The 23,038-nt window shown below is 70.1% G+C and carries 18 protein-coding genes and 1 pseudogene; 15 read left to right on the top strand and 4 right to left on the bottom strand.

The window, feature by feature from the left end:
* Positions 1-4: 4 nt before the first annotated feature.
* The 8 genes from murG to ACFY5C_RS15975 all read left to right on the top strand — a co-directional run bounded on the left by murG (position 5) and on the right by ACFY5C_RS15975 (position 7,192).
* Positions 5-1,099, top strand: coding sequence for an undecaprenyldiphospho-muramoylpentapeptide beta-N-acetylglucosaminyltransferase (gene murG, locus ACFY5C_RS16010; protein WP_328428360.1), 1,095 nt, complete (start codon positions 5-7; stop codon positions 1,097-1,099).
* Positions 1,100-1,122: 23 nt separating this feature from the next.
* Positions 1,123-1,917 (top strand): cell division protein FtsQ/DivIB, encoded by a 795-nt coding sequence (locus ACFY5C_RS16005; protein ID WP_389444698.1) that lies wholly within the window; start codon positions 1,123-1,125, stop codon positions 1,915-1,917.
* Positions 1,918-2,203: 286 nt separating this feature from the next.
* Complete coding sequence (gene ftsZ, locus ACFY5C_RS16000) at positions 2,204-3,409, top strand: cell division protein FtsZ (RefSeq protein ID WP_389444697.1); 1,206 nt, start codon at positions 2,204-2,206, stop codon at positions 3,407-3,409.
* A gap of 10 nt (positions 3,410-3,419) precedes the next feature.
* Positions 3,420-4,148, top strand: coding sequence for a peptidoglycan editing factor PgeF (gene pgeF / locus ACFY5C_RS15995; RefSeq protein ID WP_389444696.1), 729 nt, complete (start codon positions 3,420-3,422; stop codon positions 4,146-4,148).
* 8 nt (positions 4,149-4,156) lie between these two features.
* A complete protein-coding gene (locus ACFY5C_RS15990; protein WP_389444695.1) occupies positions 4,157-4,876 on the top strand; it encodes a YggS family pyridoxal phosphate-dependent enzyme in 720 nt (239 codons plus the stop codon).
* A gap of 129 nt (positions 4,877-5,005) precedes the next feature.
* Entirely contained in the window at positions 5,006-5,647 is a 642-nt protein-coding gene (locus tag ACFY5C_RS15985) for a cell division protein SepF (RefSeq protein WP_383596631.1), read from the top strand.
* A 59-nt stretch (positions 5,648-5,706) separates the two neighbouring features.
* On the top strand, positions 5,707-5,994 hold the full coding sequence (locus ACFY5C_RS15980) for a YggT family protein (protein ID WP_328428366.1): 288 nt from the start codon (positions 5,707-5,709) through the stop codon (positions 5,992-5,994).
* Between the two features lie 55 nt (positions 5,995-6,049).
* Complete coding sequence (locus ACFY5C_RS15975) at positions 6,050-7,192, top strand: DivIVA domain-containing protein (protein WP_389444693.1); 1,143 nt, start codon at positions 6,050-6,052, stop codon at positions 7,190-7,192.
* Positions 7,193-7,403: 211 nt separating this feature from the next.
* On the opposite strand, the gene ileS is transcribed toward ACFY5C_RS15975, so the two are convergent.
* Positions 7,404-10,550 (bottom strand): isoleucine--tRNA ligase, encoded by a 3,147-nt coding sequence (gene ileS, locus ACFY5C_RS15970; protein WP_389444691.1) that lies wholly within the window; start codon positions 10,548-10,550, stop codon positions 7,404-7,406.
* A 1,236-nt stretch (positions 10,551-11,786) separates the two neighbouring features.
* Between ileS and ACFY5C_RS15965 the strand changes: the two genes are divergently transcribed.
* The 6 genes from ACFY5C_RS15965 (at position 11,787) to ACFY5C_RS15940 (ending at position 18,369) form a co-directional block, all read left to right on the top strand.
* The gene (locus ACFY5C_RS15965; RefSeq protein ID WP_389444689.1) at positions 11,787-13,721 is read left to right on the top strand and encodes a TraR/DksA C4-type zinc finger protein; all 1,935 of its coding nucleotides are present in this window, start codon (positions 11,787-11,789) and stop codon (positions 13,719-13,721) included.
* Positions 13,722-13,791: 70 nt separating this feature from the next.
* Entirely contained in the window at positions 13,792-14,403 is a 612-nt protein-coding gene (gene lspA / locus ACFY5C_RS15960) for a signal peptidase II (protein ID WP_389444688.1), read from the top strand.
* 89 nt (positions 14,404-14,492) lie between these two features.
* Positions 14,493-15,437 carry an RluA family pseudouridine synthase gene (locus tag ACFY5C_RS15955; protein WP_389444686.1) on the top strand — a complete coding sequence of 315 codons (945 nt, stop codon included), beginning with the start codon at positions 14,493-14,495 and terminating at the stop codon, positions 15,435-15,437.
* Entirely contained in the window at positions 15,434-15,916 is a 483-nt protein-coding gene (locus tag ACFY5C_RS15950; RefSeq protein WP_389444685.1) for a GNAT family N-acetyltransferase, read from the top strand. Before ACFY5C_RS15955 ends, ACFY5C_RS15950 begins: the two co-directional genes overlap by 4 nt.
* Before the next feature lie 87 nt (positions 15,917-16,003).
* The gene (locus ACFY5C_RS15945) at positions 16,004-17,590 is read left to right on the top strand and encodes a Na+/H+ antiporter (RefSeq protein ID WP_389444842.1); all 1,587 of its coding nucleotides are present in this window, start codon (positions 16,004-16,006) and stop codon (positions 17,588-17,590) included.
* Between the two features lie 38 nt (positions 17,591-17,628).
* Positions 17,629-18,369, top strand: a complete 741-nt coding sequence (locus ACFY5C_RS15940) for an SDR family NAD(P)-dependent oxidoreductase (protein ID WP_389444683.1) — start codon at positions 17,629-17,631, stop codon at positions 18,367-18,369.
* A gap of 6 nt (positions 18,370-18,375) precedes the next feature.
* Here the strand turns inward: ACFY5C_RS15940 and ACFY5C_RS15935 are convergent, their stop codons facing one another.
* Positions 18,376-19,494, bottom strand: a complete 1,119-nt coding sequence (locus ACFY5C_RS15935) for a mechanosensitive ion channel family protein (protein ID WP_389444682.1) — start codon at positions 19,492-19,494, stop codon at positions 18,376-18,378.
* A gap of 95 nt (positions 19,495-19,589) precedes the next feature.
* Between ACFY5C_RS15935 and ACFY5C_RS15930 the strand changes: the two are divergent.
* A pseudogene (locus tag ACFY5C_RS15930) lies at positions 19,590-20,159 on the top strand (dienelactone hydrolase family protein).
* 30 nt (positions 20,160-20,189) lie between these two features.
* Here the strand turns inward: ACFY5C_RS15930 and ACFY5C_RS15925 are convergent.
* Together ACFY5C_RS15925 and ACFY5C_RS15920 are read right to left on the bottom strand one after the other, a co-directional pair.
* Positions 20,190-21,851, bottom strand: a complete 1,662-nt coding sequence (locus ACFY5C_RS15925; protein WP_389444680.1) for an alkaline phosphatase D family protein — start codon at positions 21,849-21,851, stop codon at positions 20,190-20,192.
* A 284-nt stretch (positions 21,852-22,135) separates the two neighbouring features.
* On the bottom strand, positions 22,136-22,975 hold the full coding sequence (locus ACFY5C_RS15920; protein ID WP_389444679.1) for a thioredoxin domain-containing protein: 840 nt from the start codon (positions 22,973-22,975) through the stop codon (positions 22,136-22,138).
* Positions 22,976-23,038: the final 63 nt, after the last annotated feature.

Raw genomic sequence — 23,038 nt, 5'->3', positions numbered from 1 at the left:
TTCGGTGCATGTCGTACTCGCCGGTGGGGGGACCGCCGGCCACATCGAGCCCGCGCTCGCCCTCGCGGACGCCCTGCGCAGGCAGGACCCGACTGTGGGGATCACGGCCCTGGGCACGGAGCGGGGGCTTGAGACCACACTCGTTCCACAGCGGGGCTACGAGCTTGCGCTGATCCCCGCCGTGCCGCTGCCCCGCAAGCCCACGCCCGAGCTGATCACCGTCCCGGGCCGGCTGCGCGGCACGATCAAGGCGACCGAGCAGATCCTGGAGCGCACCAAGGCGGACGCGGTCGTCGGCTTCGGCGGCTATGTCGCCCTGCCCGGTTACCTCGCGGCCAAGCGCCTCGGGGTGCCGATCATCATCCACGAGGCCAACGCCCGCCCGGGCCTCGCCAACAAGATCGGCTCGCGCTACGCCGCCCAGGTCGCCGTCTCCACCCCGGACAGCAAGCTGCGCAACTCGCGCTACATCGGCATCCCGCTGCGCCGGACCATCGCCACTCTCGACCGGGCCGCGATGCGCCCGCAGGCCCGCGCCGCGTTCGGGCTCGACCCGAACCTGCCGACGCTGCTGGTCTCCGGCGGCTCGCAGGGCGCCCGCCGCCTCAACGAGGTCGTCCAGCAGGTCGCTCCCTGGCTCCAGCAGGCCGGAATCCAGATCCTGCACGCGGTCGGCCCGAAGAACGAACTGCCGCAAGTGCACCAGATGCCGGGAATGCCGCCCTACATCCCGGTAAGTTACCTGGACCGGATGGACCTCGCGTACGCCGCGGCCGACATGATGCTCTGCCGCGCGGGCGCGATGACCGTCGCCGAACTCTCCGCCGTCGGACTCCCGGCCGCCTATGTCCCGCTGCCCATCGGCAACGGCGAACAGCGGCTGAACGCCCAGCCGGTGGTCAAGGCCGGCGGCGGACTGCTGGTCGACGACGCGGAACTGACGCCCGAGTGGGTGCAGCAGACCGTCCTGCCCGTGCTCGCCGACCCGCACCGGCTGTACGAGATGTCCCGCGCCGCAAGCGAGTTCGGCCGCCGGGACGCCGACGACCTTCTCGTCGGCATGGTGTACGAGGCGATCGCCTCGCACCGCCGCCAGTAACCGTATGACGGAGGGCAGGGAGCGTGGCCGGACCGACGACCGCCGAGCGCGGTGAACGCCAGCAGGAGTCGTCCGGCCCGCCCCTCGCCCGGCGGTTGAGGCTGCGGAGACTTCGTACGATGATCATTCTTCTCGTCGTGCTCGTACTCCTCGGCGCGGGTTCCGTCTGGCTGTTGTACGGCTCCGAATGGCTGCGCGTGGAGCGCGTTTCCGTCTCCGGGACCCGGGTGCTGACGCCCGCGCAGGTCCTTGAGGCCGCCGACGTCCCCGTCGGGGCGCCGCTGAGTTCCGTCGACACCGAAGCGATTGAGGCACGGCTGCGCCGGAAAATGCCCCGAATTGACGAGGTTGAGGTGGTCCGCTCCTGGCCCCGCGGAATCGGCGTCAAAGTGGCGGAACGTACTCCGGTTCTGATTGTCCAAAAGGACGGAAAGTTCGTCGAAGTGGACAAGGAAGGCGTCCGATTCGCCACGGTTTCTGTGGCTCCGAAAGGCGTTCCCGCACTGGAATTGACGGTGTCTCGGTCGAGCTCCGCCGCCGCCAGTCTGCGCCGCTTCGGCGAGGCCCGTCTGATGCGGGAGGCGGTGCGCGTCGCCGACGCCCTTCCGGACGCGGTCGCGCGCGGTACCCAGGTCGTCAAGGTCCGTTCCTACGACGACATCTCACTCGTGTTGAGCGGCGGCACGACCGTCGCGTGGGGGAGTGGCGAGAAGGGGGCCGCGAAGGCCCGCACGCTCACCGCTCTCATGAAAGCCTCGCCGGATGCGCGGTACTTCGACGTCAGCGTTCCCACCGCCCCTGCGTCATCGGGGAGTTGACGCACATTCGCGCAGGCCAGCACCCTGGTTGGGCAGCGACATGGCTGATCACATAGGGTGAAAAGAAAAACGGGAGGTTCGGCGTGTTCGTTGAACGTGCGCCACTTGTCGACTTAGTGTCCTGTTCAGAAGACTTCAAGGAACAGACACACTGGTAACCCTAAACTTCAGGGTTAGGGTTCGGGTCGGCGCTACGGACCGTCCCATTCGGCATCAGTCGCCGGTTCACGAAGCAGAGGCTTCCCGTGATCCGACGACCCGTAACTCGAGGCGAGAGGCCTTCGACGTGGCAGCACCGCAGAACTACCTCGCAGTCATCAAAGTCATCGGTGTCGGCGGCGGTGGTGTCAATGCCATCAACCGGATGATCGAGGTCGGTCTCAAGGGCGTCGAGTTCATCGCTATCAACACCGACGCGCAAGCTCTGTTGATGAGCGACGCCGACGTCAAGCTCGACGTCGGCCGTGAACTCACCCGCGGACTCGGCGCCGGAGCCAACCCGGCCGTCGGCCGCAAGGCCGCCGAGGACCACCGCGAGGAGATCGAGGAGGTCCTCAAGGGGGCCGACATGGTCTTCGTGACGGCCGGTGAAGGCGGCGGCACCGGAACCGGCGGCGCGCCCGTCGTGGCCAACATCGCACGCTCGCTGGGCGCCCTCACCATCGGCGTGGTCACGCGCCCGTTCACCTTCGAGGGACGGCGCCGCGCCAACCAGGCCGAGGACGGCATCGCCGAGCTCCGCGAAGAGGTCGACACCCTCATCGTCATCCCGAACGACCGGCTGCTGTCCATCTCGGACCGGCAGGTCTCGGTGCTCGACGCCTTCAAGTCGGCCGACCAGGTCCTCCTCTCCGGTGTCCAGGGCATCACCGACCTCATCACCACCCCTGGCCTCATCAACCTCGACTTCGCCGACGTCAAGTCGGTCATGTCCGAGGCAGGTTCGGCCCTCATGGGCATCGGCTCGGCCCGCGGCGACGACCGCGCGGTGGCCGCGGCCGAGATGGCGATCTCCTCGCCGCTCCTGGAGGCGTCCATCGACGGCGCCCGGGGCGTGCTGCTCTCCATCTCCGGTGGCTCCGACCTCGGCCTGTTCGAGATCAACGAGGCCGCCCAGCTGGTCAGCGAGGCCGCCCACCCCGAGGCCAACATCATCTTCGGCGCGGTCATCGACGACGCCCTCGGCGACGAGGTCCGGGTCACCGTGATCGCGGCCGGCTTCGACGGCGGCCAGCCGCCGGCGCGCCGGGACAACGTCCTCGGTTCGACCTCCTCGTCTCCGTCCTCGGCCCGCCGCGAGGAGCCCGCTCCCGCACGGCAGACCGAGAGCCGGCCGTCGTTCGGCTCCCTCGGCAGCGTCACGCCAAAGGAAGAAGCCGAGCCCGAGCCGGAGCCGGTGGCCGACATCCCGGTCGCCCCGCCGGTCCCGCCGTCGCGGACCTACGCCGACAGCGCGGCGGAGGAGCTGGACGTTCCGGACTTCCTTAAGTGATCCTTCTGACGTGATAGCACAGCGCGACACCGTGAGCGGCGCGCACTTCGCCTTCACCGACCGGTGGGGCGGGGTGAGCGCCGCTCCGTATGCGGAGCTCAACCTCGGCGGGGCGGTCGGGGACGACGCCGACGCCGTACTGACCAACCGCGATCTCGCCGCCAAGTCCCTCGGGCTCGATCCGGGCCGGGTCGTCTGGATGAACCAGGTGCACGGCAGGGACGTGGCGGTGGCCGACGGGCCATGGCGTGATCGTCCGGTGCCCGAGGTCGACGCGGTCGTCACGGCACAGCGGGGTCTCGCCCTCGCCGTCCTCACCGCCGACTGCGTGCCGGTCCTGCTGGCCGACCCGGTCGCAGGGATCGTCGCCGCGGCGCACGCGGGGCGACCCGGCATGATCGCCGGGGTGGTCCCGGCCGCGCTACGCGCGATGACCGACCTGGGCGCCGAGCCGTCCCGGATCGTCGCCCGTACCGGCCCGGCCGTCTGCGGACGGTGCTACGAGGTGCCGGAGGCCATGCGCGCCGAGGTGGCCGCCAAGGAGCCGACGGCGCACGCCGAGACGAGTTGGGGCACACCCGCGGTGGACGTGGTCGCCGGAGTGCACGCCCAGCTCGCGCGACTCGGGGTGCACGACCGGGAGCAGTCGCCGGTCTGCACGCTGGAGTCGGGGGATCACTTCTCGTACCGCCGCGACCGCACCACCGGGAGACTCGCGGGATATGTCTGGTTGGACTGAGAGAGAGCATGACGGACCGTAAGGGCGAACTGGCCGCGAACCTCGCGAAGGTGGAGGAGCGGATCGCCGCCGCCTGCGCGGCCGCCGGGCGCGGGCGCGGGGAGGTGACCCTGATCGTGGTCACCAAGACCTACCCCGCGAGCGATGTGCGGATGCTGGCGGAGCTCGGTGTGCGTCATGTCGCCGAGAACCGCGACCAGGACGCGGCCCCGAAGGCCGCCGCCTGCTCGGATCTGCCGCTCGCTTGGCACTTCGTCGGTCAGTTGCAGACCAACAAGGTGCGATCCGTGGTCGGTTACGCGGATCTCGTGCAGTCCGTCGATCGTTCCAAGCTGGTGACGGCGCTGTCGAAGGAGGCCGTACGGCAGGAGCGGGAGGTGGGCTGCCTCATCCAGGTGGCGCTGGATGCGGGAGAGAGCGCGCGGGGTGAGAGGGGTGGTGTGGCGCCCGGCGGGGTCGCAGAGTTGGCCGACCTCGTCGCGAAGGCTCCCGGGCTGCGGCTCGACGGCCTCATGACCGTCGCGCCGCTCAGCGGGGAGTACGAGGGACGCCAACAGGCGGCGTTCGAGCGCTTGATGGATTTGTCGACTGACCTGCGCCGCGCCCATCCGACTGCGAACATGGTGTCGGCAGGGATGAGTGCGGATCTCGAGGACGCCGTGGCGGCCGGAGCGACACATGTGCGCGTCGGCACTGCGGTACTCGGAGTCCGCCCCAGGCTCGGGTAACGTCGCCAAGAAGTCGGACCACAGCAGAAAATATGGTCAATGTCGCCGAAAGGCGGGCGTAACGACCGTGTGGATCGCGGGCATTTGGCAGTCGTCAGCCGATCCACCACAGAGCGGAGGACTCAGAGCATGGCCGGCGCGATGCGCAAGATGGCGGTCTACCTCGGCCTCGTGGAGGACGATGGGTACGACGGCCGGGGGTTCGACCCCGACGACGACTTCGAGCCCGAACTGGACCCGGAGCCCGAGCGGGACCACCGACGGCATGAGCCGTCCCACCAGTCCCACAGTGCACATTCGTCCCAAAGGGACGAAGAGGTGCGAATCGTGCAGCCGCCCGCGCCGCGTGAACCCGTGGCCCGATCGACTTCGCTCCCCGCGGAATCCAGCCGCCCGGCGCGCATCGCGCCCGTGGCGTCCATCACACAAGAACGCGCAAGCCTGGAGAAGAACGCACCGGTGATCATGCCCAAGGTCGTGTCGGAACGAGAGCCGTACCGGATCACCACACTTCACCCGCGGACCTACAACGAGGCCCGTACCATCGGGGAACACTTCCGTGAAGGCACCCCGGTGATCATGAATCTGACTGAGATGGATGACACAGACGCGAAGCGACTTGTCGACTTTGCGGCTGGTTTGGTGTTTGGTCTTCACGGCAGCATCGAGCGGGTGACGCAGAAGGTGTTCCTGTTGTCGCCTGCTAACGTCGATGTCACGGCGGAGGACAAGGCCCGTATCGCAGAGGGCGGGTTCTTCAACCAGAGCTGAGACGCACCACCGGAAACAAACGCACGGATCAGGGAACAGGGGAGAGGGAAGCACCAGTCATGAGCGTGGTTCTGCAGGTTCTCTACATCGCGCTGATGGTTCTCCTCATCGTGCTCATCTTCCGGTTGGTCATGGACTACGTCTTCCAGTTCGCCCGCTCGTGGCAACCCGGCAAGGCGATGGTGGTCGTTCTGGAGGCCACCTACACTGTCACTGATCCACCGCTCAAGCTTCTGCGGCGGGTCATCCCGCCGCTGCGTCTCGGGGGCGTGGCGCTCGACCTGTCCTTCTTCGTATTGATGATCATCGTCTACATCCTGATCACGCTCGTGCGGAGCGCGATGTGAGCGATGTGAGAGATACGGTCTTGCCGACTGCCGACGACTACGTTGAGGTGAAGAGATGCCGTTGACCCCCGAGGACGTGCGGAACAAGCAGTTCACGACCGTCCGCCTCCGAGAAGGCTATGACGAGGACGAGGTCGATGCCTTCCTCGATGAGGTCGAAGCCGAACTGACCCGCCTGCTCCGCGAGAACGAGGACCTGCGCGCCAAGCTGGCCGCGGCCACGCGTGCTGCTGCCCAGAACCAGCAGAACATGCGCAAGCCCCCCGAGGGTCCCGGCGGCCCGCAGGACCAGCAGCAGGGCGGCATGCAGCAGGGCGGCATGCCTCAGCAGGGCATGCGCGGTCCCGGGGCTCCCGTCCCCGCTGGGATATCGGGCCCGCCGCAGCAGCAGATGGGTGGCCCCATGGGTGGCCCGCCCCAGCTGCCGAGCGGTGCCCCGCAGCTGCCCGCCGGTCCCGGCGGTCAGGGTGGCCCGCAGGGTCCCGGTCCGATGGGCCAGGGTCCGGGGCCGATGGGCCAGCCCCCCATGCAGCAGATGGGCGGCCCCATGGGCGGTCCTATGGGTGGCCCGATGGGCGGTCCCGGTCAGGGCGGCCCCGGTGGCGACAGCGCCGCGCGCGTTCTGTCGCTCGCCCAGCAGACCGCCGACCAGGCGATCGCCGAGGCCCGTTCCGAGGCCAACAAGATCGTCGGCGAGGCGCGTTCGCGTGCCGAGGGTCTCGAGCGTGACGCCCGTGCCAAGGCGGACGCCCTGGAGCGGGACGCGCAGGAGAAGCACCGTGTCGCGATGGGCTCCCTGGAGTCCGCCCGCGCCACGCTGGAGCGCAAGGTCGAGGATCTGCGTGGCTTCGAGCGCGAGTACCGCACGCGGCTGAAGTCCTACCTCGAGTCCCAGCTGCGCCAGCTGGAGACCCAGGCGGACGACTCGCTCGCCCCGCCGCGCACTCCGGCCACCGCGTCTCTCCCGCCGTCCCCGGCGCCCTCCATGGCACCGGCCGGCGCGAGTGCCCCGTCCTACGGCGGCAACCAGACGATGGGCGGCGCCCCGTCCCCGGCTGCCCCGTCCTACGGCGGTCAGCAGCAGATGTCCCCGGCGATGACCCAGCCGATGGCGCCGGTCCGGCCGCAGGGCCCGGGCCCCATGGGCCAGGCCCCGTCGCCGATGCGCGGGTTCCTCATCGACGAGGACGACAACTGACGGTTGGTAGTACGCCGTAGACGCTGGCAGCGTTCAGGGCGGGGCCCCGGATTTCGATCCGGGGCCCCGCCCTTTTGCTACGCGTGTTCACGGCCTCTGCGGCGTTTGTTCGGCGTTGGGTGGGGTGTCCGACGTACACAACGCCGAAGGCCCGGGCCCGCCAAGATTTCCTTGGCGGGCCCGGGCCTTCGGCGTGCTTTCCGGCGGAGCGCTACGCCTTACGCAGGCGGAACGTCAGGGTCAGCCCCTCGTCGGCAAAGGCGGAGCCATACGTGTCGTCCGCCTCACCCTGGGCGAAGTCCGTCGACAGGACCTCGTCGGCGATGAGTTCGGCGTGGTCGCCCAGTGCCGCGATCGTCGCCGGGTCCGTCGCCGTCCAGCGCAGGGCGATGCGGTCGGCCACGTCCAGGCCGCTGTTCTTACGGGCCTCCTGGATCAGGCGGATCGCGTCACGGGCCAGGCCCGCGCGGCGCAACTCCTCCGTGATCTCCAGGTCCAGGGCCACCGTCGCGCCCGAGTCGGACGCCACCGACCAGCCCTCGCGCGGGGTCTCCGTGATGATCACCTCGTCGGGTGCGAGCGTGACCGTCTCGCCGTCGACCTCCACCGACGCCGTGCCCTCGCGCAGGGCCAGGGACAGCGCCGCCGCGTCCGCGTTCGCGACGGCCTTCGCCACGTCCTGGACGCGCTTGCCGAAGCGCTTGCCAAGGGCGCGGAAGTTGGCCTTCGCGGTCGTGTCGACGAGGGAGCCGCCGACCTCGGAGAGGGACGCGAGGGATGTGACGTTCAGCTCTTCCGTGATCTGCGCGTGCAGCTCGCGGTCGAGCGCGTCGAAGCCGGTGGCGGCGATGAGCGCACGGGACAGCGGCTGTCGGGTCTTCACGCCCGACTCCGCGCGCGTGGCACGGCCCAGCTCCACCAGCCGGCGGACCAGGACCATCTGCTTCGACAGCTCCGGGTCGATCGCCGACAGGTCAGCCTCGGGCCAGGACGCCAGGTGCACCGACTCCGGCGCATCCGGGGTCACCGGCACGATCAGGTCCTGCCATACCCGCTCGGTGATGAACGGGGTCAGCGGGGCCATCAGCTTGGTGACCGTCTCGACGACCTCGTGCAGGGTGCGCAGGGCCGCCTTGTCGCCCTGCCAGAAGCGGCGACGCGAGCGGCGGACGTACCAGTTCGACAGGTCGTCGACGAACGCCGAGAGCAGCTTGCCGGCGCGCTGGGTGTCGTACGCCTCCAGGGACTGGGTCACCTGGTCGGTCAGCGCGTGCAGTTCGGACAGCAGCCAGCGGTCCAGGACCGGGCGGTCGGCGGGGGCCGGGTCGGCCGCGGACGGCGCCCAGTTCGACGTACGGGCGTACAGGGCCTGGAAGGCGACCGTGTTCCAGTACGTCAGGAGCGTCTTGCGGACGACCTCCTGGATCGTGCCGTGGCCCACGCGGCGTGCCGCCCACGGGGAGCCGCCGGCCGCCATGAACCAGCGCACCGCGTCCGCGCCGTGCTGGTCCATCAGCGGGATCGGCTGCAGGATGTTGCCCAGGTGCTTGGACATCTTGCGGCCGTCCTCGGCGAGGATGTGGCCGAGGCAGACCACGTTCTCGTACGACGACTTGTCGAAGACCAGGGTGCCGACCGCCATCAGCGTGTAGAACCAGCCGCGGGTCTGGTCGATGGCCTCGGAGATGAACTGCGCCGGGTAGCGGCTCTCGAACAGCTCCTTGTTCTTGTACGGGTAGCCCCACTGCGCGAACGGCATCGAACCCGAGTCGTACCAGGCGTCGATGACCTCCGGCACGCGCGTGGCCGTCTTGGCGCACTGCGGGCAGGCGAAGGTCACATCGTCGATGTACGGGCGGTGCGGGTCCAGAGCGGACTGGTCGGCGCCCGTGAGCTCGGTGAGTTCCGCGCGGGAGCCGACGACCGTGAGGTGGTCGTCCTCGCAGCGCCAGATCGGCAGCGGGGTGCCCCAGTAGCGGTTGCGGGACAGCGCCCAGTCGATGTTGTTGTTCAGCCAGTCGCCGTACCGGCCGTGCTTGACCGTGTCAGGGAACCAGTTGGTCTTCTCGTTCTCCTCGAGGAGCCGGTCCTTGATGGCGGTGGTGCGGATGTACCAGGACGGCTGCGCGTAGTACAGGAGCGCGGTGTGGCAGCGCCAGCAGTGCGGGTAGCTGTGCTCGTACGGGATGTGCTTGAAGAGCAGACCGCGCTGCTGGAGGTCCTCGGTGAGCTTTTCGTCCGCCTTCTTGAAGAAGACGCCGCCGACCAGGGAGACGTCCTCCTCGAAGGTGCCGTCCGGACGGACCGGGTTCACGACGGGCAGGCCGTACGAACGGCAGACCTTGAGGTCGTCCTCACCGAAGGCGGGGGACTGGTGGACCAGACCCGTACCGTCCTCGGTCGTGACGTACTCGGCGTTCACCACGTAGTGGGTGCCGCCCTCGGTCTCCGGGAACTCGACCAGCTCGAACGGCCGCTGATAGGTCCAGCGCTCCATCTCGGCGCCGGTGAAGGACTGGCCGGTGGCCTCCCAGCCCTCGCCGAGGGCCTTGGCGAGAAGCGGCTCGGCGACGACGAGCTTCTCCTCGCCGTTCGTCGCGACGACGTAGGTGACCTCGGGGTGGGCGGCGACAGCCGTGTTGGAGACGAGGGTCCAGGGCGTGGTCGTCCACACCAGGAGCGCGGCCTCGCCGGCGAGCGGGCCGGAGGTGAGCGGGAAGCGGACGTACACGGACGGGTCCACGACCGTCTCGTAGCCCTGCGCCAGCTCGTGGTCGGACAGGCCGGTGCCGCAGCGGGGGCACCAGGGGGCGACGCGGTGGTCCTGGACGAGGAGGCCCTTGTTGAAGATCTCCTTGAGGGACCACCAGACGGACTCGATGTACTCGGGCTCCATCGTGACGTAGGCGTCGTCGAGGTCGACCCAGTAGCCCATGCGCGTCGTCAGGTCGGCGAAGGCGTCGGTGTGGCGCAGCACGGACTCGCGGCACTTGGCGTTGAACTCGGCGATGCCGAACGCCTCGATGTCCTTCTTGCCGCTGAATCCGAGCTCCTTCTCGACCGCCAGCTCCACCGGCAGGCCGTGGCAGTCCCAGCCGGCCTTGCGGGCCACGTGGTAGCCGCGCATGGTGCGGAAGCGGGGGAAGACGTCCTTGAAGACGCGGGCCTCGATGTGGTGGGCGCCGGGCATGCCGTTGGCGGTGGGCGGGCCCTCGTAGAACACCCACTCGGGGCGGCCCTCGGACTGGTCCAGGCTCTTGGCGAAGATCTTCTGCTCGCGCCAGAAGTCGAGCACGGCGTGCTCGAGGGCGGGCAGGTCGACCTGGGCGGGTACCTGGCGGTACGTCGGCGTTGTCATCAGCGAGCTTCCTCCGGCGGACTTGCTGCCTTCCGTCCGGAGGGACGAGAGCTGTGTCTTTCCGTACGCCGGTTTCGGCGCGCTCCCGCGGTACCACCCTCCTTGGCTCTCCGGCGCGGGGTGTGCGTCGGTGAGCCCCCTCATTGGGGTCGCGATGCCGGTTCTACCGGCCGCTGCTGTTGGGCTGCGGCTTTCTTCCGACGGCTCCGGGGTGATCTTCACGTCGCGCTGGCCCCCGGGCTTCCACCGTCCCCGGGTCGCTCTGGGCTGCGTACGCCGCTACTCGTCCCCATCCACGCTTTTCGCTCCGCCCAGTGTACGGCGCCGCGGGGACAGCGGCCGACCGGATTTCCCGGCCCTGGGGACGGGGGTCGGGTCCGGGCCGGGATGACCCGAATGGCGCGGTACGTCTGTTCGGATTCTGGGACGTCCAGCTCGTCTGCATACCCGGCGGGGAGCTGGGCACAACGGATGCAGGTCTGTCGCGCTGCATGCGCGAGGCGGGCGAATCGGGCGGTGTGCCCCGTTGCCGCGGGACTCAAGTCGATTTATCGTCCCAGCACGATTCGCGAGCAAGATCACAATATGTGAAGGGGCCGCGGCATGGTGGCGAAGAAGACCGCCGTACAGCAGTCGGCGTCGGGCAGGTCCACCACTGCGATGGCCTCCGGCGGGGCGAGGGTTTCCGGCGGTGTGGGTGTCGCTGGTGGGGCGGGTGCTTCCGGTGGGGTTCTGGCCTCGGACGGCCTGGGTACGTCCGGTGGGGTGATGACCTCCGGCGGTGCGGCCAAGGATGTGGGTGGGAAGAAGAGCGCGCGGGCTGGGGCCGCGGGGGCGCGGGGCGGGAAGCCGGTCAAGAGGGCGGGGCGGGAGGTGGCCCGGGGCGGGGCGGGGGAGTCGGGCTCGGCTGCCAAGGGGAGTGCTTCGAAGAGGGGTGCTTCGAAGAAGGGTGCGTCGGAGGGGGCCGGTGAGCCGGCGGCGGGGAAGGGTGGGAAGGGGAGGGGCTCGAGAGCGACCAAGAAGGTGGGGGTGGTCAAGGCGGCTGCTGAGAAGGCGGTTGCGAAGGTGATTGCGGGTAAAGGGGCGGCGGGTGAGAAGGCGGGGGCGAAGTCAAGGACAGCTACGGGGACCGCGGCTCAAGAGCCGAAGGCCAAGAGGGCCGCAGTGACGGCGCCTGGGAGCAGGGGGTCGGCGGCTGAGGGGGCGGTGTCAGGGGCGGCGCCGAACAGGGAGTCTGTGGGTAGGGCTGCGGGGTCCAAGAAGCCGGCCGCTCAGGAGGCGGTGACCAGGGCGGCGGTGGTCAGGGCGGCGGTGGTCAGGGCGGCGGTGGTCAGGGAGGCTGCCGGCAAAGCGGCGGGGGCCAAGAAGGCGCGGTCCAAGAAGGCCGTGTCCGCGGGCAAGGCGGCCGAGGAATCGGCGGCGGACGAGGCGTCGGGAAAGAAGGCGGTCGCCATGGAAGCGGCAGCCGAGGGCACTGGAGCCAAGAAGGCAGTGGCCCGGAAGAGCGCGGCCGAGAAGGGCGCAGCCAGGGCGAGTACGTCCAAGAAGGCTGTGGCCAAGGAAGGCGCCGCCCGGAAGATGGCGGTGAGAGCGACCGTCGAGGAGGAGCCGGCCGGGGAGGTGGCGACCAAGAGGGCGGCTGGGCGCGTGGCGGCGGGCAGGGCGGCGGCTGGTGGGAAGGCAGCCGGTCGGCAAAAGGCTGGGAAGAAGGCGATCAGCCAGGTAGCGGGCGGAAAGGCGTCGGGCCGGAAGGCCGCGCCGGCCAAGACGGCGGCTCAGGAGGCGTCGGGGAGGAAGGCCGCGCCGGGCAGGGCGGCGGCTCACGAGGCATCGGGCGGGAAGGCCGCGCCGGGCAGGGCGGCGGCTCACGAGGCATCTGCCGGGAAGGCGTCGGCCGGCAAGGGGACGACTGCCCAGGTCACGGTTGGTACGAAGGCCGCTGAGTCTGGGAAGGAATCGGCCGGCAAGGCGTCGGCCAGTAAGAGGGCGACCGACCAGGTAGCAGCCGGCGGCAAGTCGGTCGGGAAGAAGACGGCCGGCAAGGCGTCGGCCGGCAAGAAGGTGGCCGGTCAGGTAGGCGCCAGCACGGAGGCGGCTGGCCCAGGGACGGCCGGTCAGGAAGCTCCCGGTCAGGGAGCGGTCGGTGCGAAGGCGGCACGCAAGAAGGCCGCCCATGAACCGGAGGCGGCTGAGAAGGGCGCCCGGAAGGCGTCCAGCCGGGTAGTGGCCAGCAAGGAAGCGGCCGTCAAGAAGGCGGTCGGGGAAAAGGGCGCCCGGGGGAAGGCGGCCGGTGAGGCCGTGGCCGGCAAGGAAGCGTCCGGCAAGGAAGCGGCCGTCAAGAAGGCGGTCGGGGAAAAGGGCGCCCGGGGGAAGGCGGCCGGTGAGGCCGTGGCCGGCAAGGAAGTGTCCGGCAAGGAAGCGTCCGTCAGGAAGGCGGTGGGGGAGAAGGGGGCCCGGGGGAAGGCGGCCGGTGAGGCCGTGGCTGGCAAGGAAGCGGCCGGCAAGGAAGCGGCCGGTAAGAGGGCGGTCGGTAGGGCGGGGGGCTCCAAAGGGGGCCTTGAGGAGGGCGGTGTAGTGAAGAAGGGCGCCTCCAAGGAGGGCCTGGGTGCGGCCGGGAAGCGGGCGGGCGCCAAGAGCACGGCCAAGAAGGCGGGTGCGGCGCAGGCCGCGGAGCAGACGGGAGCCACGACAGTGGTTGCGAAGAAGACTCCTGGCACGGCCACGGCGGCCAAGACCGCCGTCCCCAAGGCACGCATCGCCGCGGCGGTGGAGCCCGGCGAGCTCGCGGTGCGCCCCGGCGAGGACCCCTGGACCCCGGAGGAGGTCGACGAGGCCCGCGCCGAGCTGATGGCCGAGGCGACGCGGCTGCGCGACGAGCTCACCTCGTCCGAGCAGTCCCTCGTCGGCCTGATGCGGGACTCCGGGGACGGCGCCGGCGACGACCAGGCGGACACCGGCGCCAAGAACATCACGCGCGAGCACGAGCTGGCGCTCGCCGCGAACGCGCGCGAGATGCTCGAGCAGACCGAGCGGGCTCTGGAGCGGCTCGACGCGGGCACGTACGGTCTGTGCGAGAACTGCGGCAACCCGATCGGCAAGGCACGCATGCAGGCCTTCCCGCGCGCGACCCTGTGCGTCGAGTGCAAGCAGAAGCAGGAACGCCGGTACTGACCGGTAGGCGGGTGCCGCCGGACGTGCCGTACTCTCGTCCTCAGTCAGGTACCTAGGTTGAGGGACTCACGTGGCAGAGGCGGAGCGCATCATCGGTACGCCGGACACCCCGGAGCCGGCGGGAACCGAGCCGGAGCATTCCGACGGGAGCACTACGGATACCGGTGACGCCGGGACCACGGCCGAGCGGCCCCGCGGCCGGCGCCGGATCGCCGTGCTGTTCGGCGTCGCCGCGTTCGCGTACGCCCTCGACCTGATCAGCAAGATGATCGTGGTGGCCAAGCTCGAGCACCACCCGCCGATCGAGATCATCGGGGACTGGCTGAAGTTCGAGGCGATCCGTAACGCGGGCGCCGCCTTCGGCTTCGGCGAGGCCTTCACCGTGATCTTCACGGTGATCGCGGCCGCCGTGATCGTGGTGATCGCCCGGCTCGCCCGCAAGCTGTACAGCCTGCCCTGGGCGATCGCGCTCGGCCTGCTGCTCGGCGGTGCGCTCGGCAACCTCACCGACCGGATCTTCCGCTCGCCGGGCGTCTTCGAGGGCGCGGTCGTGGACTTCATCGCGCCCAAGCACTTCGCCGTGTTCAACCTTGCCGACTCGGCGATCGTGTGCGGCGGCATTCTGATCGTGCTGCTGTCCTTCAGGGGCCTGGACCCGGACGGGACCGTCCACAAGGACTGAGTCCGCCGGGACCTGCGCCGGTTCCGCCCTGCCGGAGTTTTCCACAGGCTCCGTCCGGGGGTGCCTCACCCGTCCGGCATACTCGACGGGTGAGCACGATTCCCGAGATCCGCACCCTGCCCGTGCCCGACGGCCTGGAGGGCGAGCGCGTAGACGCCGCCATCTCCCGCATGTTCGGCTTCTCCCGTACCAAGGCCGCGGAGCTTGCCGCGGCGGGGAAGGTCACGGTCGACGGCTCGGTGGTCGGGAAGTCCGAGCGGGTGCACGGCGGGGCCTGGCTCGAGGTGGAGATGCCGCAGGCGCCCGCCCCGGTGCAGATCGTCGCCGAGCCGGTCGAGGGCATGGAGATCGTGCACGACGACGATGACGTGGTCGTGATCGTCAAGCCGGTCGGCGTCGCCGCGCATCCGTCGCCGGGCTGGAGCGGCCCCACGGTGATCGGCGGCCTGGCCGCTGCCGGGTACCGCATCTCGACGTCCGGCGCCGCCGAGCGCCAGGGCATCGTGCACCGGCTCGACGTGGGCACCTCCGGGCTGATGGCCGTCGCCAAGTCGGAGCGCGCGTACACGTCGCTCAAGCGCCAGTTCAAGGAGCGCACGGTCGACAAGCGCTACCACACGCTCGTCCAGGGCCACCCCGACCCGACCAGCGGCACCATCGACGCGCCCATCGGCCGCCACCCCAACCACGACTACAAGTGGGCGGTCACGGCCGACGGCAAGCCCTCGATCACGCACTACGACCTCATCGAGGCGTTCCGCGCGGCCTCCCTGCTCGACGTGAAGCTCGAGACCGGCCGCACCCACCAGATCCGCGTCCACATGGCTGCCCACCGACACCCGTGCGTCGGCGACCTCACCTACGGCGCCGACCCGACGCTCGCCAAGCGGCTCCGGCTGACCCGCCAGTGGCTGCACGCCGTAAGGCTCGGCTTCGAGCACCCCGGCGACGGCCAGTGGGTCGAGTACGAGAGCGACTACCCGGCCGACCTGCAGAAGGCCCTGGACCAGGTCCGCGAGGAGACGTGGGCATGAGCGCTCCGTCGCACGACCCGTCGTACACCGTGCGGGTCGCCGAGGACCCCGCCGACCGCGAGGCCTGCTTCGCGGTGCGCAAGGAGGTCTTCGTCGTCGAGCAGGGCGTCCCGCAGGAGATCGAGTACGACGCCCACGACGCGGGTGCCGTGCACGTGCTCGCGGTCCACGAGGACGGGACACCGCTCGGGACAGGGCGGTTGCTGCACGGGGAGGCGGCCGCGGCGAAGGCCGGCGGCGATCCGTCCGTGGGCTCGCTCGGCAGGCTCGCCGTGAATCAGGCGGCGCGCGGCCTCGGGGTCGGGGCGGCCCTGGTGCGGGCCATCGAGGAGGCGGCACGCACGCGTGGGCTCGCGGCCGTGGATCTGCACGCGCAGACGCATGCGCTGGGGTTCTACGAGGCGCTGGGGTACGTGGCCTACGGCCCGGAGTTCCCGGACGCGGGGATACCGCACCGGGCGATGCGGCGCGCTCTCTAGCCGAGGGCCCTAAGGCGCTGGTGGGAAGGGTGCCATGGCAGGCTTGAGGTCTGCTGTGTGGACCCCGATCTCATCGGAGCGCTGACCGTGGATCAGTTGGCCCTGTTGTTCGTGCTGTTGCTCGGGGCCGTGATCAGTGTCCCGGTGGGCGACCGCTTCGGGTTGCCGGCGCCGGTGCTGATGACGCTGCTCGGGATCGTTCTCGCGCTGCTCGAATTCGTGCCGAACGTCGAGATTCCGCCGGAGCTGATCCTCCCGCTGCTGTTGCCGCCCCTGCTCTATGCGGCCGTACGACGCACCTCGTGGCGGCAGTTCGCAGCGAATCTGCGGCCCATCTTCCTGCTGGCCGTGGCGCTGGTGTTCGTCACGACGCTGTGCGTCGCCGCCGTCGCCCACGCGATCGTGCCGGGGCTGCCGCTGGCCGCCGCCGTGGCGCTGGGCGCACTCGTCGCACCGCCCGATCCGGTCGCGGCGACGGCTGTCGCCGGACAACTCGGGCTGCCGAGGCGCCTGGTGTCGATTCTGGAGGGTGAGGGGCTCTTCAACGACGTGACGGCCATCGTGCTCTACCACGTGGCGATCGCGGCCGCCGTGAGCGGGACGTTCTCCCCGTGGGAGGCCGGGCTCGATCTGGTCCTCTCCGCCGTGGTGGCGCTGGCCGTCGGGCTCGCCCTCGGCTGGGGCGCCAACAAGCTGATGGACCTGCTGGGCGACGCGACCCTGCAGATCTCGCTCACGCTGCTCGTGCCGTACGCCTCGTACGTGCTGGCCGAGGAACTCCACGGCTCGGGTGTGCTCGCCGTACTCGTCACCGCCCTGTTCCTCGCCGAGTACGCCACCGATGCCGACGACGTGATGACGCGGCTCGCCGGGCACACCTTCTGGGACATCGTCGACACGCTGGTCACCGGCGTCGCCTTCGGACTGATCGGGCTCGAACTGCACATCGCCGTGCGGACCGCGTCCGGGCGGTGGAGCGAGATGCTCGGCTGGGCGGCCACGGTGGTCGGCGTCGTCGTGGCGGTGCGGTTGCTGTGGCTGCTGCCGGCGACCTGGCTCACCAAACGCATGCACGCGAGACGGGACTACGACGAGGAGATCCCGACGAGCTGGCGAGAGACCGTCGTGATGTGGTGGTCGGGGATGCGCGGCGTCGCCTCGGTGGCACTGGCGCTGGCCGTGCCGCTGGAGACGGACTCGGGCGCGCCCTTTCCCGACCGGGACGAGATCGTGTTCATCGCCTTCGGTGTGATCATGGCGACGCTGGTAGTGCAGGGACTGACCCTGCCCTGGCTGGTGAAGCGGCTGGGGGTGCGCGCCGACAGCGAGCAGGAGAAGGAGTTCGAGAAGCAGCTGGCGGTGCGCGCCGCCAAGGCGGCGAAGCGCCGGCTGCGGGAGATCGAGGACGTCGAGGACCTGCCCGAGGACCTCGCCGAGCAGATGCTGCGCCGGGCGTTCGAGATCGGGGTGCGGATCAGCCCGGACCTGGGCGAGGAGGAGCGCAGGGAGGCCCATCAGCAGCGGGCGCGGCGGCTGAAGCGGGTGCGGCGGATCCAGGGCGAGCTGCTGAGCGCGGCGCGGCACGAGGTGCTGGCGGCGCGCAGCGAACCGGGGGCCAACCCAGAGGTGGTGGACCGGGTGCTGCGGCATTTGGACGTGCGCAGTCTGCGGTGATCCCGGCGCCCGCGGCCGTCCCTCCGTACGCTCTGATCATGGCTCGCAACGTGGTGATCAGTGGTGGCGGTACGGGAATCGGGCTCGCGACGGCGCAGCTGTTCGCGGCGGACGGGGATCAGGTGCTGCTGCTCGGGCGGCGCGCCGAGGTGCTGGAGCAGGCCGGCGTGCCCGGGGCGCTCACCTACGCCGCGGACCTGAGCAAGCCGCGCGGTGCGCGCGGCGTGGAGCGCTTCGTGGCGGCGGAGCTCGGCACCGTGGACGTACTGATCCACAGCGCCGGAGGAGCCGGCCACCTGGAACCCAAGGTGGACAGCGACGAGCCCCTCGACGTGGTCCTGCACAACTGGACCCTCAACTTCGGCCTCAACACCCTGACCGCGGCACTGCTCACCGAGGCCCTGAAGGACCGGCTCGCCGACCCCGGTGGACGGGTGCTGTTCATCGGCTCCATCGCCGCCTTCCGCGGGTCCGGCAACGTGGCGTACGCGGCGTCCAAGGCCGCGCTGCATCCGTACGCCCATGATCTGGCCCGGCAGTTGGGGCCGCGCGGGATCACCGTGAACGTGGTCGCGCCCGGGTATGTCGAGGACACCGAGTTCTTCGGCGGCGCGATGGACGAGGAGCGGCGTGACCGGCTCGTCGCGGAGACCTCGACCGGACGTGCCGCCACGCCCGGCGACGTCGCCGCGACCCTGCACTGGCTGGCGTCCCACGCCGCCGGGCACATCACCTCGCAGATCATCCAGGTCAACGGCGGGGCCGAGCGCGGCCACTGAAAACCCTCAGGGACGCTCCGGGCGCGCTGTCGGCTGGTGGTCGTGCTGGTGGGTGCGGCGGGCCGGGAAGCGGCCGGAGACGGGGAAGCCGGGCGGCAGGGCCGCGTCCGTCGCGTTGACGCGCGGCAGCGCGTACGGGTGCTCGTCGGCCAGCCAGCGGATCAGCTGCTCGCGCACCGCGACCCGTACCGTCCACAGGTCGTCCGCGTCCTTCGCCGTCACCAGGGCCCGCACCTCCATGGTGCTCGGCGTCGAGTCCGTGACGACCAGGCCGTAGTCGCGGCCGTCCCATGCCGGGCACTCGCGCAGGATGTCGCGGAGCCGCTCGCGCATCTTCTCCATCGGCGCCGAGTGATCGACGTGCAGGAAGACGGTGCCGGTCATCTGGGCGCCGCCGCGCGACCAGTTCTCGAAGGCCTTCGACGTGAAGTACGACACAGGCATCGTGATCCGGCGCTCGTCCCAGGTCCGTACGGTCAGGAACGTCAGGGTGATCTCCTCGACCGTGCCCCACTCGCCGTCCACCACGACCGTGTCCCCGAGCCGCACCATGTCCCCGAAGGCGATCTGGAACCCGGCGAACATGTTACTCAGCGTGGACTGGGCCGCGACACCGGCGACGATGCCGAGGATGCCGGCCGAGGCCAGCAGCGAGGCGCCGGCCGCGCGGAACGCCGGGAAGGTCAGCAGCATCGCCGCCACGGCGACCACACCGACGACCGCAGCCACCACACGCATGATCAGCGTCACCTGCGTGCGCACCCGTCGGACCCGGGCCGGATCGCGGTGGGCACGGGCGTAACGGCTGTACGTGGTCTCCACGACCGCCGCGGCGATACGGATCGCCAGCCAGGCGGCCGCGCCGATCAGCACCAGCGTCAGGACCCGGCCGGCGGCGACCCGGTTCTCCTGGAGCAGCTGCGCCTCGTGGTACGACCCTCTGAGCAGGGCCGCGCACAGCACGAGCTGGTAGGGGACGCGGGCGCGGCGCAGCAGACCCCACAGGGGCGTCTCACTGTGCCGCTCGTCGGCCTTGCGCATCAGGCGGTCGGTGGCCCACCCGATGATCAGGGTGAGCAGGACCGAGCCGCCGATCACGATCAGCGGGCGGAGTATGTTCTCCATGCCTTCGAACGTAACCAGCCGAAGGGGGTCATGAACATGTGCGACGGTGAGGCGGTGGTCACGGCGTTGTCGGACCCGGCTGGCACGATGGCCTCATGAACATCGTGCTCTTTCACTCGACCTATGGCCTCAGGCCCGCGGTGCGCGAGGCAGCGGACCGGCTGCGTACGGCCGGACACGAGGTGTGGACGCCGGACCTCTTCGAGGGGCGCACGTTCGAGACGGTCGAGGAGGGCATGGAGTTCAACGAGTAGATCGGCAAGGACGAGGTGCTGAAGCGGGCCGTGCTGGCCGCCGCGCCCTACTCGGACCGCGGGCTGGTCTACGCCGGATTCTCGCTCGGCGCGTCCATTGCGCAGACCCTCGCGCTGGGCGACGAGAAGGCCCGCGGCCTGCTGCTCCTGCACGGCACGTCGGACATCGCGGCGAACGCCTCGGTGGACGAGCTGCCGGTGCAGCTCCACGTCGCCGAGCCGGACCCGTTCGAGACGGACGACTGGCTGAGCGCCTGGTATCTCCAGATGGGCCGAGCGGGCGCCGACGTCGAGGTGTACAGATACGCGGGGGCCGGCCACCTCTACACCGACCCGGACCTGCCGGACTACGACGAGGAGGCCGCCGAGGCCACCTGGCGGGTGGCACTCGGCTTCCTCGAGACCCTCTAGGGGGCCGTTCGGCGAGGCCGTACGTCCACGTCAGACGGGGTCGTACGTCCGCTCGACCTTCTGGGTGCCGCTGCGGGTGCGGTAGGAGCGGGCCCAAGAGGCGGTCGCGCTCTGCTTCGTCTTGTCGGACAGCACGTAGTAATCCATCTGCGCGCGCTCGGCCGTGATGTCCAGGACGCCGTAACCGTGGCGGTCGGTGTCGATCCAGTGGACGTGGCGGTTGGCGGCACGGATGATCGGTGAGGCGATCGCGGAGATCGTGCCTTCCGGGGCCTTGACGATGTCGTCGAGGTTGTCGGAGGTGACCGACGTGACCACGAACTCCGTGGCGGCGGAGGCGGACAGCGGGTAGGTACCGGCGTCGACGGGCACGTCGTTGGCCCATGCCATGTGGATGTCGCCGGTCAGGAACACGGTGTTGCGGATCGCGTTCGAGCGCAGGTGGGCGAGCAGTTCCCGGCGGTCGTCCGTGTAGCCGTCCCACTGGTCGGTGTTGAGTGCGAGGCCCTCCTGCGGCAGGCCCAGCAGCTTGGCGAGGGGCTTGAGCAGGTCCGCGGTGAGGGAGCCGATCGCGAACGGCGAGATCATCACCGAGTTGCCGACGAGGCGCCAGGTGGTGTCGGAGGACTTCAGCCCCGCCTTCAGCCAGTCCAGTTGGGCCTGCCCGGTGAGCGTACGGTCCGGGTCGTCGACGTCGCCGTTGCCGACGGTGACCTGCTGCGAGCGGAAGGAGCGCAGGTCGAGCAGGGAGAGGTCGGCGAGCTTGCCGAAGCGCAGGCGGCGGTAGGTGGTGCCGGCGATCGCCGGGCGCACCGGCATCCACTCGAAGTAGGCCTGCTTGGCGGCGGCCTGGCGCGCGGCCCAGGCGCCCTCGGCACCCTCGGTGTGGTTCTTGGCCCCGCTCGACCAGGTGTCGTCGGCGATCTCGTGGTCGTCCCAGATCGCGATGACGGGCGCCTTCGAGTGCAGGGCCTGGAGATCCGTGTCCGTCTTGTACTGGCCGTGCCGGGTGCGGTAGTCGGCGAGCGTGAGGATCTCGTGCGTGGGCGCGTGCTGCCGCACCGACTTGCCGCGCGTGCCGTACTCGCCGGTGCCGTACTCGTAGATGTAGTCGCCGAGGTGCAGCCAGGCGTCCAGGTCGCTGCGGGCGGCGAGATGGCGGTACGAGGCGAAGTAGCCGCCCTCCCAGTTGGCGCAGGAGACCACGCCGAAGCGCAGGCCCGCGACGGACGCGTTCGCCGCCGGCGCGGTGCGGGTGCGCGCCACCGGGGAGTCCGTGCCGCCGGCCGAGAAGCGGAACCAGTAGTCGGTGGCCGGCTCCAGGCCGCGTATGTCCGCCTTGACGGTGTGGTCGGAGGCGGCCCGCGCGGTGGTCGAGCCTTTGGCGACGATGTTCATCAGCGACTTGTCCCGCGCCACGACCCAGCTGACCTCGGTGTCAGGACCGAGCCCCGAGCCGGGGGTGGCCTCGGGGGCGGGCGTCACCCGGGTCCACAGCAGGACGCCGTCGGGCAGCGGGTCACCGGAGGCGACGCCGTGCAGGAAGGCGGGGGCCGCGTCGACGGCCTTGGCGGGCAGCGCGGCGGCAAGCGGGCCGGCCAGCACAGCCGTCGCCGCCGCGGCCTTGACGACCGTACGGCGGCGCGGGGTAAGGGAATTGAGCTGCTCGGATGATCTGTATCGACTGGTCACAGCCGATCAGGTTACTGATCGGTATGAACAAGAGCGGGCGAACTGGCAAAAGTTCGCCCGCTCTTCCGCTGTCAGACCCGAAAGTCGGGCCTGGGTTTCCTTGCGCCCGCAGGAGTTGCCGGAGCCGTTGGCGTCCTCCAGCGGCACCGCGTGCGAAGCGCTCGAGTCGATCCAGATGAACGTAGACGTCGGTCCCCGCGGAGGCTGGCTGGGGGAGTGTCAACCGGGTTGTGCGTGCTTCCGGCCGCCTCGGTTCGCGGAGGCGGCCGGAAACGATCGCGGGGCTAGCCCTTGAGGGCCGCGTCCACCACCTTGTTGAACTCATCCGCCGTCCAAGGCTGGTTGGCGTCGGACTTCTCGAGGATCTTGCCGTCCATGACGAGGCTCGGGGTACCCGTCACGCCGTCCTTGTTGGTGTCGAAGGTCTTCGACATCTGCAGCGCCCAGGCGTCGTAGGTGCCCTTCTTCACGGCGTTCTCGAACTTGGCGTTGTTCTTCAGGGCGGGGACGGTGTTCGCGACCTCGATCAGGTAGTCGTCGTCCTTGAACTTGTCGTCCGACTCCAGCGGGTGGAACTTTGCCGAGTACAGCGCGGTCTTGTACTCCAGGAAGGCCTCGGGGCTCACGTTCAGCGCGGCGCCCATCGCGCTCATCGCGTTCTTCGAGCCTTCGCCGTTGGGGCCGATCTCGTTCTTCTTCATCTGGTCGCCGTCGAGGAACGTGCCACCGACGAACTGGAGCTTGTACTTGCCGTCCTCGACGCCCTTGTCGACGGTCGAGCCGACGGTCTGCTCGAACGAGGCGCAGACCGGGCAGCGCGGGTCCTCGTAGAGCTTGAGGGTCTTCTTGGCGCTGTCCTTGCCGATGACGACGGTCGTGCCGTTGGTGCCGCTGGTGTTGGCAGGCGCGACGACCTTGGCGTCCGTCAGCGACTCCCAGTGGCTGGGCTTGTTGGCCTGGACCATCGCGTAACCGATGCCGCCCGCCGCCGCCAGGACGCCGACGACCGAGGCGACGACGATGATCTGCCGCCTCGTCTTCGCCCGCTTGGCCTCGCGCTCGCGCTCGATGCGAAGCCGTTCCCGGGCCGCCGTCTTCGCCGACTGGCTGTTCCGCTTGCTCATGTTGGTGTTCTCCATGGGGACGCGCACATAGGTGTGTGCGAGATACGTACGGGGTGGAAGGTG

Source organism: Streptomyces sp. NPDC012935 (assembly GCF_042900345.1).
GTDB lineage: Bacteria > Actinomycetota > Actinomycetes > Streptomycetales > Streptomycetaceae > Streptomyces.
Note: the sequence above shows the minus strand (reverse complement) of the source record. Positions and strands in the feature narration are given on the sequence as shown.

Excerpts from the sequence above, each read along its gene's own strand:
- ileS (WP_389444691.1), bottom strand. The coding sequence starts at position 10,550 with ATGACAACGCCGACGTACCGCCAGGTACCCGCCCAGGTCGACCTGCCC.
- ACFY5C_RS15985 (WP_383596631.1), top strand. The coding sequence starts at position 5,006 with ATGGCCGGCGCGATGCGCAAGATGGCGGTCTACCTCGGCCTCGTGGAG.
- ACFY5C_RS15950 (WP_389444685.1), top strand. The coding sequence starts at position 15,434 with ATGAGCGCTCCGTCGCACGACCCGTCGTACACCGTGCGGGTCGCCGAG.
- ACFY5C_RS15975 (WP_389444693.1), top strand. The coding sequence starts at position 6,050 with ATGCCGTTGACCCCCGAGGACGTGCGGAACAAGCAGTTCACGACCGTC.
- ACFY5C_RS15980 (WP_328428366.1), top strand. The coding sequence starts at position 5,707 with ATGAGCGTGGTTCTGCAGGTTCTCTACATCGCGCTGATGGTTCTCCTC.
- ACFY5C_RS15920 (WP_389444679.1), bottom strand. The coding sequence starts at position 22,975 with ATGAGCAAGCGGAACAGCCAGTCGGCGAAGACGGCGGCCCGGGAACGG.
- ACFY5C_RS15990 (WP_389444695.1), top strand. The coding sequence starts at position 4,157 with ATGACGGACCGTAAGGGCGAACTGGCCGCGAACCTCGCGAAGGTGGAG.
- ACFY5C_RS15935 (WP_389444682.1), bottom strand. The coding sequence starts at position 19,494 with ATGGAGAACATACTCCGCCCGCTGATCGTGATCGGCGGCTCGGTCCTG.
- ACFY5C_RS15940 (WP_389444683.1), top strand. The coding sequence starts at position 17,629 with ATGGCTCGCAACGTGGTGATCAGTGGTGGCGGTACGGGAATCGGGCTC.